This window comes from Candidatus Omnitrophota bacterium (assembly GCA_018894435.1).
Lineage (GTDB): Bacteria > Omnitrophota > Gorgyraeia > JAHIPI01 > JAHIPI01 > JAHIPI01.
Genome location: JAHIPI010000060.1, coordinates 1 through 13,036, shown reverse-complemented (window position 1 = coordinate 13,036; position 13,036 = coordinate 1). Strand labels below are relative to the sequence as shown.

The 13,036-nt window shown below is 44.5% G+C and carries 16 protein-coding genes; 15 read left to right on the top strand and 1 reads right to left on the bottom strand.

Annotated features, from left to right (window positions below; genetic code table 11):
• Positions 1-235: 235 nt before the first annotated feature.
• The 15 genes from KKI13_04640 (at position 236) to KKI13_04570 (ending at position 11,325) form a co-directional block, all read left to right on the top strand.
• Complete coding sequence (locus KKI13_04640; GenBank protein MBU4488335.1) at positions 236-601, top strand: type II toxin-antitoxin system RelE/ParE family toxin; 366 nt, start codon at positions 236-238, stop codon at positions 599-601.
• Entirely contained in the window at positions 598-942 is a 345-nt protein-coding gene (locus tag KKI13_04635) for a helix-turn-helix domain-containing protein (protein MBU4488334.1), read from the top strand. Before KKI13_04640 ends, KKI13_04635 begins: the two co-directional genes overlap by 4 nt.
• Positions 943-1,648: 706 nt before the next feature.
• Positions 1,649-2,131: an NAD(P)H-dependent oxidoreductase gene (locus KKI13_04630; protein ID MBU4488333.1), complete on the top strand. Its 483-nt coding sequence runs from the start codon at positions 1,649-1,651 to the stop codon at positions 2,129-2,131.
• Between the two features lie 202 nt (positions 2,132-2,333).
• Positions 2,334-3,158: an alpha/beta hydrolase gene (locus KKI13_04625; GenBank protein ID MBU4488332.1), complete on the top strand. Its 825-nt coding sequence runs from the start codon at positions 2,334-2,336 to the stop codon at positions 3,156-3,158.
• A 231-nt stretch (positions 3,159-3,389) separates the two neighbouring features.
• Positions 3,390-4,439, top strand: coding sequence for a hypothetical protein (locus tag KKI13_04620; protein ID MBU4488331.1), 1,050 nt, complete (start codon positions 3,390-3,392; stop codon positions 4,437-4,439).
• A 147-nt stretch (positions 4,440-4,586) separates the two neighbouring features.
• The gene (locus tag KKI13_04615; GenBank protein ID MBU4488330.1) at positions 4,587-4,889 is read left to right on the top strand and encodes a hypothetical protein; all 303 of its coding nucleotides are present in this window, start codon (positions 4,587-4,589) and stop codon (positions 4,887-4,889) included.
• Positions 4,890-5,112: 223 nt separating this feature from the next.
• The gene (locus KKI13_04610; GenBank protein MBU4488329.1) at positions 5,113-5,688 is read left to right on the top strand and encodes a type II and III secretion system protein; all 576 of its coding nucleotides are present in this window, start codon (positions 5,113-5,115) and stop codon (positions 5,686-5,688) included.
• 42 nt (positions 5,689-5,730) lie between these two features.
• Positions 5,731-6,594 carry a hypothetical protein gene (locus tag KKI13_04605; protein MBU4488328.1) on the top strand — a complete coding sequence of 288 codons (864 nt, stop codon included), beginning with the start codon at positions 5,731-5,733 and terminating at the stop codon, positions 6,592-6,594.
• Positions 6,591-7,007: a secondary thiamine-phosphate synthase enzyme YjbQ gene (locus KKI13_04600; protein MBU4488327.1), complete on the top strand. Its 417-nt coding sequence runs from the start codon at positions 6,591-6,593 to the stop codon at positions 7,005-7,007. Before KKI13_04605 ends, KKI13_04600 begins: the two co-directional genes overlap by 4 nt.
• Positions 7,008-7,025: 18 nt before the next feature.
• Positions 7,026-7,721 (top strand): flavodoxin family protein, encoded by a 696-nt coding sequence (locus KKI13_04595; protein MBU4488326.1) that lies wholly within the window; start codon positions 7,026-7,028, stop codon positions 7,719-7,721.
• Between the two features lies 1 nt (position 7,722).
• Complete coding sequence (locus KKI13_04590; protein MBU4488325.1) at positions 7,723-7,848, top strand: desulfoferrodoxin FeS4 iron-binding domain-containing protein; 126 nt, start codon at positions 7,723-7,725, stop codon at positions 7,846-7,848.
• Positions 7,849-7,882: 34 nt separating this feature from the next.
• Positions 7,883-8,365, top strand: coding sequence for a DUF308 domain-containing protein (locus KKI13_04585; GenBank protein ID MBU4488324.1), 483 nt, complete (start codon positions 7,883-7,885; stop codon positions 8,363-8,365).
• 17 nt (positions 8,366-8,382) lie between these two features.
• Positions 8,383-9,198, top strand: a complete 816-nt coding sequence (locus tag KKI13_04580) for an MBL fold metallo-hydrolase (protein ID MBU4488323.1) — start codon at positions 8,383-8,385, stop codon at positions 9,196-9,198.
• Entirely contained in the window at positions 9,195-10,517 is a 1,323-nt protein-coding gene (locus tag KKI13_04575) for an AAA family ATPase (protein ID MBU4488322.1), read from the top strand. Before KKI13_04580 ends, KKI13_04575 begins: the two co-directional genes overlap by 4 nt.
• Positions 10,518-10,530: 13 nt before the next feature.
• Positions 10,531-11,325, top strand: a complete 795-nt coding sequence (locus tag KKI13_04570; protein MBU4488321.1) for a 3'-5' exonuclease — start codon at positions 10,531-10,533, stop codon at positions 11,323-11,325.
• Between the two features lie 16 nt (positions 11,326-11,341).
• Here the strand turns inward: KKI13_04570 and KKI13_04565 are convergent, their stop codons facing one another.
• Positions 11,342-12,958, bottom strand: coding sequence for an ATP-binding cassette domain-containing protein (locus KKI13_04565; GenBank protein MBU4488320.1), 1,617 nt, complete (start codon positions 12,956-12,958; stop codon positions 11,342-11,344).
• Between the last annotated feature and the right edge of the window lie 78 nt (positions 12,959-13,036).

Sequence of the window (13,036 nt, the reverse complement as noted above, 5' to 3'; positions counted from 1 at the left end):
TGTTTACAAAGAAGCCCATCGCACCAAATCCAAAGCCCTAAAACGCGAAATAGAAATCAAAGATTTAACCCGCAAAAGCAAGCTTGCCCTCATCAACCAATAATACTCAAAAATCTTAAAATATTTGAAAGAAAATCGCCTCCTCATACGTATATATAAGTGAGAGCAGTTAAAATTAACCCTTGACAATACAACTATTTAGTTGTATACTTATATAGGGTAGGAAGCAGGATGTGTGGCAAAATTTACTTGTTATTATTACCTTACCGAGTCCGGCAGATCTCCTGTAAGGGAGTTTATCGACTCGTTAGATTTTAAGTCTCAGCGAAAATTTTTCTTTGTCAAGGAACTACTAGAGGAATTCGGCTATAAACTGCCATTCCCGCATGCTAAATATATAGGGAAGGATGTATTCGAATTAAGATTTAGAGGGCACGAAGGTAATGTAAGGGTGTTATATTTCTTTTACCATCAGGATAAGGCCATATTTACGAACGGATTTATAAAGAAGAGCGCCAAGACACCAAAAAAGGAAATAGAAATCGCCGTAGCAAGAAAAGCGAAGTATTTGAATAAATACAGGGGAGACGATACAAAATGAGAACCGAAAAAGTCGACGCACATTTAAAAGAAAAGCTTAAAGATCCTTATTTTAGAGAACTCTATGAGCTTGAAGAGCAGAAGCTCAAGATCGTAAAAAGGATCATCGAATACCGCATAAAAAATAAGCTCAGCCAGAAGCAATTGGCCGAGAAAGTCGGCGTGACGCAGCAGCACATTTCCAAGATTGAAAATGGAGAATTCAGCAGCATCGCCACGCTTGAGAAGACGCTACTTTTTATCGGTTATACAGTTAAGATGCGGGCCATTCCTCTTAGCCAAACCGTTAGGCACCGTATTGAGCAGGTAATCTATCCTAAAGGCCGAGTGCAATTTGCCTAAAAACTTGATATCGCAAAATGCGATATCAAACCCCTCATTCTTTCCCTTGCCTTCCCTAATCCCCGGTGCTATAATAAATAAGCTAAGATCGGAGAAGCGCACAATGAGCGCCAATCATCAGTTTCGCATACATGGGGTAATTATAAACTATTGATAGAGCCGGGCGTAATAACTCGGCTTTTTGTTTTAAGTGACAGGTTGGTTAAACAGCGCAAGTAGAAGGAATAGACAATGGCCAGACACATGACCACAAGAAGGCAGAAAAATATATCACAGCTCCTCAGGGAGAAGAAAGAGATATATCGGGTTAAATTAAAAGCGCGCAAAAAGAAATAGAAAAAAATTATAGCGAGAGAAGGACTTGTATGTTAATTTTACGGCTGGTCGGGGTTGGATTTCTGCTTGGAATTGGGATTTATCTTGGATTTCTTTTTGTAAAAGAAGTAATCTTGTGGTTAAGACGCTAAAGGAAAAATAAATTGTTAGAACGAATAATACGACATAAATACTTCTTTCATATCGCAATCGTTTTTGTTATTTTAACTGCAACTATTTTATTTATAGTGTTTAACTAACGAGGAAAACGGGGGACGGAGCGGTTAGGGACAGGTAGTGTTGTATCCCCAAGTGGTACGTCCCAAGAAATGTTATTTTCAGGCAACGATTTAGAAGTTTATCGAAAATAAAACGGCGTAAGGAGGCACCTATGCAGGTTTTGATAATGTATTATTCGCAGTCCGGGAACACCGAAAAACTGGCATCTGAGATAGCGAAAGGTGTCCGTGAAGTAAAAGATGTCGCATGCCTTATGAAACCCGCGGCGGATGTTACAAAAGAAGATTTTCTCAACTCGGACGGCATTATCGCCGGTTCTCCCGTATATTTCGGTACGATGGCGGCGGAACTTAAAGGGGTTTTTGACAAATTTGTCGGCATTCGCCAGAAGATGGGCGACAAGATCGGCGCTGCATTCGCAACCTCAGGCGACAGTTCCGGCGGCAAGGAGACGACTATTATCTCCATAATACAGGCGATGCTCATCTACGGCATGATCATTGTCGGCGACCCTCTTGACGCTACCGGCCATTACGGAACGTCCTGCACAGGGTCACCCGATGCCAAAACATCCCAGAACGCGATTAAACTGGGCAGGCGTGTTGCCGCCCTTGTCAAAAAGCTTAAGGGCTGATATAAAAAGGAAAAATCGGAGACGGAGCGGTTAGGGACAAGTCTAAATAGAAATCCTAAATAGAAACGCTTTCCAACCCCATCAGGAAACTGCTCCTAATAGCAAAGCAGGATAATAAAATGAGGATTTTAATATGAAGGGATTGGCAGTAATTATGTTAATATCTTTAATATTAGCAGGTTGTGCTTCCGAGGTAGTTGATATGGGAAAGGTAAAATTGCAGACTGTAAAAGTTGACGATATCGCCATTGGCTATAAAACAATAGGCAAGGGATATCCTTTGGTCTTAATCATGGGCTATGGCTCTACGATGGATATGTGGGATTCCAGAGTCCTTACTAAGCTTGCCAGGCGTTATCGGGTAATCATTTTCGATAATCGCGGAATGGGCAGCTCAACCGCTTCCGATAAAGAATTTAATATAGGTTTATTTGCCGAAGATACCGCCGAATTGCTTAAGGCCCTGAATATAAAAAAGGCCGATGTCTTAGGTTTTTCTATGGGCACTAATATCGCCCTTGAATTCACGCTGCGCTATCCTGAGATGGTCAATAAGCTGATCCTTTACGCGGGGGATTGCGGAGGAAAAGAATTCGTGCAGCCGGATGAGAAAACAATGAGGCAGTTGACGGATACCTCCGGCACGCCTGAAGAAAGAGGCAAGAGGATGATCGGTCTTATATTCCCGGGGAAATGGCTGAAAGATAATCCTGACACAAGTAAATATACTCCTAAAATAACTGAAACAAGCCGCCCCAAGATTATTGACCGCCAGACCAAGGCTATGACTACCTGGGAGGGTTGTTATAGCCGGCTTAATAATTTAACTTTGCCGGTGCTGCTTATAACTGGCACCGAAGACGTGCTTACCCCGCCGCAGAATTCATTGATTTTGGCCGATCGCATTCCTTTAACGCAGTTGGTGCAGATCAAAGGGGCCGGGCATGGATTGATGTATCAATACCCGGAAGAGTTTCTAAGAACCGTGCTTTTATTTCTTCAATCTCCGGTAAAAATACCCTGGTGAAAACAAGGTGCCGTCCACAAAGGGACGTCCTGCGAAAAAGTAACAGGGTGTCCCCGAATAGGATGTCACCCTCACCAAATATTCCAAATATTTAATTTTTAATATTTGATAAATATATGATGGATGATGCTTTAATTTTGTTAGGTTTTTGATAACTAAACGTCTTATTAGGTGATAAGTACCTTTATGTATTAAGAGGAAAATCCGACTTTAAAAAAGGAGATGGCCAGTATGAGAAAATTATGTATGATTGTTTTGTTAATAGCGTTAAGTACAGTTTCGATGTATGCACTTGCCGCACGCCCTGCCAGTTCTACAAAAGGAATCGAAGGCGCATATCAATATCTATCCGGCCAAATCAAAGGGATTGGCCTTATCGATTCTTACAGTGACAGCGCCACCACAAGTTATACCTATGACAATGCATTAGCGGTCATGGCATTCGCAGCAAAAGGTGATTATCCGAAAGCGAGGACTATCCTGTCTACCTATAAGAATAATCTCTCTGTAACTTTGGACGGCGGGTATTATGACGTGTATGATTACGTGACAGGAATAGGTTCAGGCAACGTTGCTGCAGGACCTAACGCATGGCTATTGAATGCGATAAATCTCTACGTTTACAAAACAGGCGACACGCAGTTTTCGGCTGTAGCTCAAAGTTTGGCCGACTTCCTCGTAGGACTACAGGATACTGATGGAGGTTTATTTATAGACATGTACGTTCCTTGGAAGAGCGCGGAGAATAATATGAGCGGATATGCCGGCCTCTACAATTATGGAATATCAAGCGGCAACGAGTTATATATTCAGAGCGCAAATCTGGTAAGGGACTTCCTGATAGCGGAGTGCTGGAATGGGGAAAGATTTTTGAGAGGGAAGAATGATCCAATTGAAGTAACAGATACACAGTCGCTTGGCGTTCTTTCATTGGGGACATCCTATGCAAGCGCGATATACTGGGCTGAATATCATACCAAGTGCACAAAAAAAATAGGTAAGACCTCCGTAACAGGCTTCGATTTTAACAATGATTTGGATACGGTATGGATGGAAGGCACACTGCAGCAGGCGATGGCATTTAAGAAGAATTATGATGATTATAGAGCAGGCATCTATTATGGCAATGTAGATAAGACGCAAAGGAAGAACGGCTCTTTTCTGTGTGCCACAAATGAGGGGACCACAGGCACAGACTGGATACTTCTTCCGGTTGAGAGCGTTGCGCCGACCTGCTGGTATATATTCTATAATACTAATACAAATCCGCTAATGAGATAATACCGCGGTTATTCATAGAATAGCCCGCACGCAAAGAAAAGGCAGGAAAAGGGGACAGGCAGCGCAGAAAATAGTTAGAGTATAACTCGTTATGCGTCTGATTAATTGAGGTACTTCAGCAGGGATTCTCCCCGGAAAGCCTAAACCATGTACACCGGGAAAATAAAGAGATTTTTAATCTTATTAAGTATGTTCCTGCTTCATGCGATGTTTTTTGCCCCCGCGCCGTCCGCCGAAGATCTCTACGGCCCGCACATCATTGTCGAGGTGAAAGTCAGACCTGTTTGTCGTCTGACGATCGATAGAGAGACTATCAAGAAGATCCTTGCCGAATATGAAGGCCATCTCAGAGGGATTGCGTTGCAGGAATGCGCAAAGGAATACGTAGCGCAATTCCGCCTTACCAGCATAGAAGGCCAGACATATACCGAAGTCATGCTATCCCAATAGTGCCTCTCCCTCTCCCGCTCCGCCAAACTCGCCCTGATAAGCCGCTGAATCCTATTGCCTTACCTGGCCCCCGGTGCTATAATACGTAAACTAAGATCGGAGAAGCGCACAATGAGCGCCAATCATCAGTTTCGCGTATATGAGGTGATTATAAACTGTGAATATAGCCGGGTGGGATGACCCGGCTGTTTTATTTTCGTTAGTTAATAGGAGATACTGAGAGATGGAACTCTGGAGAATTGCGCGCCTGTTATTTTTTATTTTACTATGCCGCCCGGCATTTGCTGAAGGCCTTCCACCTAACATATCCATAGAAGTGGAGTTTAAAGAATTTAGCAGAAAAGACGCCGGCGTCAAAGGACTGGGCGAGACTTACAGTGTTAATACATCGAACTATACAAAACAGCATATAGTCGTGACCGATGGGCTTTCGGCTTCCATCAGGGTGGGAAAGGATGTGCCGTTTGTTGATTATTATGTAGATTATCTCTTTGATAATGGGTATATTGAGACAAGAGAAGTCGTATGGAAAGAAGTCGGCACATCGCTCAGAGTGACTCCTAAAATAAGAGGCGGCGTCATAGAAATAGAACTTACGCCAGAAATAAGCGCTGTCATAGACAGGAAGAAAAAAATCATCGATGTTAAAACGCTTTCCACTACCGTAATGGCTGCCGACGGCCAGCCGGTTTCCATAGGCGGACTTATTCAGGATAAAGATTTTTCCGGGATGTTTTTCAGATCTGGCAAGTCGTCCAGCCTTGATATTATCCTGACGCCGAGAATAATCAAGAAATAAGGGGACGCGCTACTTTAGGACAAAATATCATGGGGTGCGCTCATGAAGGCTGCAATAAAAAGATCCCGCAATATACACAGGGCAATCAAAAAGTTCTTTTCCTCTATTCTTTTGATATGCGCCTTGTTTCTTGCGATAGGGTTGGCCGTTATTTACTATCCGGAGATCGAGCGATATTTTGACCGCTTTAGCGTTGTTCCGATCGACACCGTCGAGGTAGATGCCTACTACGATCTTTTATCCAAACATAAACATCCAGGGAAAGAGCTGGTGCTTGAGCTGGGAATTAAGAATACGGATAATTTGCAGGCCGCTATTGATAAACTCAAGACCGTTATGGGCTTAGGGGATGCGGAAATCGAGCTTGCCTATCACGACGAGGAAAAGCCCCCTGCTTATATCAAAAGAGAAGGCGATGAGATGACAGTGTTTGTCTCGACCAAAATAAAAGACAGGCGGGAAGAGATAAACCTGCTGGCGCACGAACTAAGCCATATTTATGTTTGGGGGCTTGAACCGTCTATCTTTGGCGCGTGCGATCAGGAAAAACTTGTTGATTGCGCAAGTGTGTTTCTGGGGCTGGGCGCGCTTACCTTAAACGGCTTCACGGATGAATATATCGTCCATCCTGAAGGGGGATATGAGACGAGCAAAAAGACCTTCGGCTATTTAAAGCCGGAGCAATTCGGATATCTTCTGGCGCGGTATTGTGCCGAGCATAATATAGATAAGGATGCCGTCAAGCCGTATCTCAATGCAGCCGGCTGGAAGTATTTTAATATTGGGAACACGTTCATTAGAGAAAAAACTCATGAAATGCGTACGCCCGAGCGATTGATCCCCGTTAGGGCTGCAATCAACAGATTTGTGCAGGATTTACGCAAGAAACTCGGAGAATTAAAATGAAATCACATACCCAATATTTATGGTTCAATACGAAGAAGAGAGAGGAATTTGTTAATATAACTCCTCAGGTGGAAGAGGTACTCGCGAAAAGCGGCATAAAAGAAGGCCTCTTGCTTGTAAATGCCATGCATATAACGGCGAGCGTATTTATAAACGACGATGAAAGCGGCCTGCACGAGGATTTTCGCGTTTTTCTTGAAAAATTGGCGCCTCACGGTATAGACAAATACAGGCATAATATGACGGGCGAAGATAACGGCGAGGCCCATATAAGGAGGACCATTATGGGCAGGGAGGTCGTCGTGGCAGTAACAGACGGCAAGCTTGATTTTGGACCGTGGGAACAAATCTTCTACGGTGAATTTGACGGTCAGCGCAAGAAAAGGGTGCTGGTTAAAATTATAGGTGAATAGGGAGGCGGCAAGAAATAGATGGTAAAAATATTACTTATCTCCTCAAGCCCCAATAAAGAAAAAAGCCGGACATTTTTCCTGGCGAAAGAGGCCCTGAAAGGCCTTCTGGGCCAGGATGTAAAGCATGAGATCATCCACCTGTGTGACCTCAAGGTAGAATTTTGCAGGCATCTTGAAAAATGTCACAAAAAGATCATGAATTGCCCTATAAAGGACGATGTCGGCCGAGTATTGCAGAAGATGCTTGACGCCGACGGCATAATATTGGCTTCGCCGAATTATATAAATCAGGTCACGGCTTCAATGAAGGCGCTTTTTGACCGCTCGGCGCATTTTATCCACTGTAAGAGGCTGTTGGGGAAATATATATCCGGAGTCGTATCTTCGGGAAGCGGCATGGATAAGGAAGTGCTTGATTATATCAGATATTATGCCCACACCTGCGGGGCCCAATATTCGGGCGGGGTATCTTCCGCGGCGTCGGCCGTTAAAGGAAAAGCGGGAGAGGCCCTTGAATTGGGACGGAAGATGATTTCGGATATAAAAGAGAAGAGGGCATACCCCGATCAAATAGATGCTATCGAAAAAGGTAAACAACACTTCAGCGGGGTAATGAAGGCGCGAAAAGACTATTGGAAGGAAGAGTATCAATACTGGATAGATAAAGGTTGGCTGGGAGGAATAGAAAATAATGTAAAAATAAAGGAGGATTAAAATGGCAGTTAAGAAAGTAGGGGAGAAGTATAGATGCAATGTCTGCGGTAACGAGGTTACCGTGACTAAAGTCGGTGGCGGGGAATTGGTTTGCTGCAATCAGCCTATGGAAAAAATAGCAGGATAGTCAAAGCGGGAAAAGTTACAAAGGAGGTAGAGACATGGCAACGTTTATGGGGATTGTACTGGTAATACTAGGCGTTTGTGTGCTGGCCGCGCCTGTTGCGGTCGGTGCCGCCGCCGTCATGATCGTCGGCGGTCTTATGGCCATCGCAGGTCTCATTGAATGCTTTCACGCGCTTCGGGCTCGAACGATGCCCTCGCGCGTCACATGGCTTCTGGTGGGGCTGGTCACCTTAATATGTGGCGTACTCGTAATGGCCCACCCGATCCTCGGCCTTGGTTTCCTGACGATTCTTCTCGCCGTCTATTTCTTCGCCGACGGTTTTATGAAGATCGTCGCCGCGTTTAACTTCACCGCTCATCGGGGCCGGTTCATTTTCGGCGGAATTCTATCGTTCATACTGGCGTATCTCATCTGGTCAAACTGGCCGCTCTCAGGCGGATGGGCCGTCGGTATTCTGGTGGGCGTTAACTTAATCTTCACCGGCGCATTGGTGCTTGCGGTAGGGAGTGAACTTTAAATAAAAAAGGATAAGAAGTGTCGTATTTAAAAGTGTGTGTGCTTAGGAGCGGTAGCAGCGGTAATTGCACCGCTATCTGGACGGCGAAATCCGGTATTTTGATTGATTGCGCGGGCATTGGCTTGAAGGAAATCGAAAAAGACTTAAAAGACATTGAGCTGGATCCGTCCCGGATCAATGGCATTGTCATAACGCACGGGCATGAAGATCATATCTGTAAAAATACTTTCAAAATAGCGGGCCGCTACGGGATACCGATCTATATACACCGCGATACATATCAAGTCATTAAGGAGCGATATTGTATCAAAAATAATCAATTTAAAATAATGCATCATACGGAGAAGTCATTTATAATAAATGATCTAAATATTGCGCCCTTTAAAACATTCCATAACGGCGGTTATGTAGGTAAGCCGTTCGGTTTTTGCATAGAATATAAGCATAAGGGCTTGTGCCGCAAGGTGGGACTTTTAACAGATACGAGCAAAGTAACCGATAGCATGGTCAGAATGCTGCATGATTGTAAGTGCCTTATAATCGAATGTAATCATGATGCAAAGTTAGCGCAGGATCGATCGCCAAATCAGTGGACTTGGAGAGAACACCTTAACAATGAGGCTGCCGCTTTTGCGCTGATAAAGATCAAGAATGGATCTATTGATAGCGTAGCTCTAAAGCACGTCTTTCTGGCGCATATTAGCGAAAGACATAATAAGCCCAGGACTCTTATCAGCCGGATATCAAATGATATTCGTAAAGAGAATATTGCGGGTTGCGATCTAATGCTGACCTACCGTGAAAAAAGGACCCAAGTCAAAGAAATACTATGAAACTCTATACCGATCAAACAATAGCAAGAGACCCTCTCCCGACAGATCTTGACATGAATGATGAATTCAAGTCAGCATTTGATCTTATGGAGAATACCAAGGAGTGCCTTTTTATTACAGGTAAGGCGGGTACCGGCAAATCGACTCTTTTGAAATATTTCAAGGCCAATACGGGTAAAAGAATAATCGTGTTAGCCCCGACAGGTGTCGCGGCGATCAATGTAGGCGGCCAGACTATCCATTCCTTCTTCAGGCTGCCTCCGAAGATTATTCGAAAGGATACCATAAAGCGCCTCAGGGATAAGAGCCTGGTCGAGAATCTCGACATGGTAATAATAGACGAGGTATCGATGGTCCGGGCGGACATTATGGATGGCATTGACTACGCGTTGCGTCTCAACCGCGGTAGGATGAAGATACCGTTTGGCGGAGTCCAGATGGTATTTTTTGGAGATCTTTTCCAGCTGTCTCCTGTGGTCGAGAACGAAGCAAAGGAGTTGATGGAAGAGCTGTATCCGAGTCCTTATTTTTTCAGCGCGAAAGTATTTAACGATTGTCATATCAGGGCAATCGAGTTGTCGACTATATATAGACAAAAAGACAGTTCGTTTATGGAGCTCTTAAATAGGGTCAGAAATAAAGAGTATGCTCAAGGGGACCTGGACACATTAAATAATAGGGTCCAAAAAGATACCGCGATTTCCAAGAAAGACACGACAGTGATCCTGACAACGACAAACCGCTTGGCAAACACAATAAATCAGGATCGCTTATCAATGCTTCCCGGCAAAGAGATAACATATGAGGCAACGGCAACCGGGAAATTCGAAGAGTCGGCATATCCGACCGACACATCCTTAAAACTTAAAAAAGGCGCGCAGGTAATACTGATAAAAAATGATCCTGCCAAACAATGGGTGAATGGCACACTTGCAAAAGTCGTTGCCCTGTCTAACGATTCGGTAGTCGTAGATATCAACGGGCGTACATGCGATGTTCCTGTTGTCAAGTGGCAGAAGATAGAGTATAGTTACGACAAGGATAAAGACAAAATAGAAGACGAGGTTGTGGGGGCCTTCGCGCAATATCCCATAAAGCTGGCCTGGGCTATAACTATTCATAAGAGCCAGGGCCAGACTTTCGATAAGGTCATAATCGACCTGGGGCACGGCGCATTTACTCACGGCCAGTTATATGTCGCGTTGAGCAGGTGCACCTGTCTGGACGGTATAATGCTTAAGCGGCCGGTGACTCACAGGGACATCATATTTGATCGGCGTATCTATGAGTTCAAGGGTAGGTTTGCCAGTTTATTTTAAGAGGTAAGAAAAAATGAAGATATCGCGGCCATTGGTGATCTTGGATCTGGAAACTACCGGCACATGGGTCGAAAAAGACAAGATCGTCGAAATAGGCTTGATAAAACTTATGCCGGATGGGACAAAGCTGGATTATATAAAACGCGTCAATCCGGGAATGCCGATTCCGCCAAATGTTACCCGCATTATCAACATCACGGACGCCGATGTTAAAGATAAACCGCGTTTTGAGAACATCGCAAAGGAAGTTCTGTCATTTTTAGGAGATTCTGACCTCGCCGGTTTTAATATTCTGAGGTTTGACCTGCCTTTATTGGAGCGCGAATTTTACGACGCTAACCTTAATTTTCATTGGCGCGACCGCGATATTTATGACGCGCAAAAGATATATCATATACACGAAAAAAGGGATCTGATGGCCGCCTACCTTCTTTATTGCGGTAAAAAACTCGAGAATGCGCATTCCGCCCTGGGCGACGCCGAAGCTACTCTGGGTATACTTGATGCGCAGGTAGGGGAATACGGGTCGACAGAATTGGGCATAGAATCCTTAAAAGATATCGACTATGAACGCTCAAGTGATTACTTTGATAAAGAGCGAAAGTTTTGCTGGTGGAACGGCCAGCTTTATCCTACATTCGGCAAGCACGGGAAAAAGAAACATATAAAAGATATCGCAAAGGACGATCGCAAATATTTAGAATGGATGCTGACCAAGGACTTTGACAATGAGGTCAAGGCGATGATACAAAAGGTGCTCGACGGCCAATTCCCAAAACCTCCGGATAAATTAATCGTTAAACTATGACTCGCAGAGAAATTGCTTAAGAATATAACTGATGAAGTTGGTTTTTGATATTTTCGTTGGACAGGTATTCATCAAGCGTTGTGTTGCAGCGGTCTATAAAACCCTTGGGGGTGATCTCGATAATACGGTTAGCCACGGTCTGGATCAGCTGATGGTCTCGCGAAGAAAAGAGAATGGTTCCGCCGAATTCCTCCAAGCCTTTGTTTAAGGACGTGATCGACTCCAGGTCCAGGTGGTTAGTCGGGTCATCCATGATCAACACATTGGCCTTGGCAAGCATCGTACGCGCCAGCATGCATCTAACCCGCTCGCCGCCTGACAGTACGCTGACGGACTTTAAAGATTCCTCACCGGAAAAAAGCATGCGCCCCAGGAACCCGCGCACAAACCTGTCATCGGTATTATCCGAATAACGGCAAAGCCAGTCTATAATACTGCAGTCGTCATTGAAAAATTTGGCACTGTCTTTGGGATAATAAGCCTGGTTGATCGAAACGCCCCACTTAAAAGTGCCGCTGTCAGGCTGCATCTTTCCCATCAGGATCCGGAATAAAGTCGTCTTGGCAAGGTCATTCGGGCCGACAAAAGCGATCTTATCGCCCTTTGAAGCCGTCATGGTAAAATTTTTGAACATTACCTGCCCGTCGAGCGCTTTGGATAAATGGCCGATGTGTAAAATATTACTTCCGGACTCACGCTCCTGGTCAAATTTGATATACGGATATTTTCTTGAAGAAGGCTTGATATCTTCAACAGTAAGCTTTTCCAGCATCTTTTTGCGGCAGGTTGCCTGCTTGGCCTTGGAGGCGTTGGCGCTGAAACGGTCGATAAAGCTCTGCAGCTCTTTTCGTTTTTCCTCTATTTTTTTATTTGATTCAACGCGCTGTCTCGCGGCTAACTGGCTGGCCTCTAACCAGAAAGTGAAGTTACCCTTGTATATCTGGATCTTACCGTAATCGATATCCGCAATGTGCGTGCAGACCCTGTCCAGAAAGTGGCGGTCGTGAGAAACTATGACGGCGGTATTTTCGAAGCCGCATAAAAATTCCTCAAGCCACATGCAATTTTCAATATCCAGATGATTCGTAGGCTCATCGAGTAATAATATATCCGGATTGCCGAACAATGCCTGGGCCAGGAGGACACGCACCTTTTGTCCGCCCTCAAGCCCCTTCATTTGTATTCTCTGTAATTCTTCCGGAACGCCAAGATTGCTTAATAATTTGGCTGCCTCGGATTCGGCGTTCCACCCGTCCAGCTCGACAAACTCTGCCTCAAGCTCGGATATGCGCAGCCCGTCTTTATTGGAAAAGTCCTCTTTAGCGTACAGCGCATTTTTTTCCGTTATGATGTCATAAAGTATTTTATGGCCCATGATAACCGTAGTTAAGGCGGTATATTCGTCAAAAGCGAATTGGTCCTGCTTCAGAACCGCTATCCGCTCGCCCGGAGTCACTATGACTTCTCCCGACGTGGACTCTATTTCGCCGGAAAGTATCTTTAAAAACGTGGATTTACCCGAACCGTTGGCGCCGATCAATCCATAGCAGTTTCCTGCGGAAAAAGTTATATTTACATGCGAAAACAGTTTGCGGTCGCCGTAACGCAGCGACACATCTTTTGCTGAGATCATAATTTACTGTACCGGACCTTTCATGAAGGATAGATTATACCACTTAAGCCTTAAAATTATAAGAAAATAAAAATCCGG

Excerpts from the sequence above, each read along its gene's own strand:
- KKI13_04635 (MBU4488334.1), top strand. The coding sequence starts at position 598 with ATGAGAACCGAAAAAGTCGACGCACATTTAAAAGAAAAGCTTAAAGAT.
- KKI13_04565 (MBU4488320.1), bottom strand. The coding sequence starts at position 12,958 with ATGATCTCAGCAAAAGATGTGTCGCTGCGTTACGGCGACCGCAAACTG.
- KKI13_04615 (MBU4488330.1), top strand. The coding sequence starts at position 4,587 with ATGTACACCGGGAAAATAAAGAGATTTTTAATCTTATTAAGTATGTTC.
- KKI13_04610 (MBU4488329.1), top strand. The coding sequence starts at position 5,113 with ATGGAACTCTGGAGAATTGCGCGCCTGTTATTTTTTATTTTACTATGC.
- KKI13_04605 (MBU4488328.1), top strand. The coding sequence starts at position 5,731 with ATGAAGGCTGCAATAAAAAGATCCCGCAATATACACAGGGCAATCAAA.
- KKI13_04600 (MBU4488327.1), top strand. The coding sequence starts at position 6,591 with ATGAAATCACATACCCAATATTTATGGTTCAATACGAAGAAGAGAGAG.
- KKI13_04575 (MBU4488322.1), top strand. The coding sequence starts at position 9,195 with ATGAAACTCTATACCGATCAAACAATAGCAAGAGACCCTCTCCCGACA.
- KKI13_04595 (MBU4488326.1), top strand. The coding sequence starts at position 7,026 with ATGGTAAAAATATTACTTATCTCCTCAAGCCCCAATAAAGAAAAAAGC.
- KKI13_04585 (MBU4488324.1), top strand. The coding sequence starts at position 7,883 with ATGGCAACGTTTATGGGGATTGTACTGGTAATACTAGGCGTTTGTGTG.
- KKI13_04625 (MBU4488332.1), top strand. The coding sequence starts at position 2,334 with ATGGGAAAGGTAAAATTGCAGACTGTAAAAGTTGACGATATCGCCATT.
- KKI13_04570 (MBU4488321.1), top strand. The coding sequence starts at position 10,531 with ATGAAGATATCGCGGCCATTGGTGATCTTGGATCTGGAAACTACCGGC.
- KKI13_04590 (MBU4488325.1), top strand. The coding sequence starts at position 7,723 with ATGGCAGTTAAGAAAGTAGGGGAGAAGTATAGATGCAATGTCTGCGGT.
- KKI13_04620 (MBU4488331.1), top strand. The coding sequence starts at position 3,390 with ATGAGAAAATTATGTATGATTGTTTTGTTAATAGCGTTAAGTACAGTT.
- KKI13_04630 (MBU4488333.1), top strand. The coding sequence starts at position 1,649 with ATGCAGGTTTTGATAATGTATTATTCGCAGTCCGGGAACACCGAAAAA.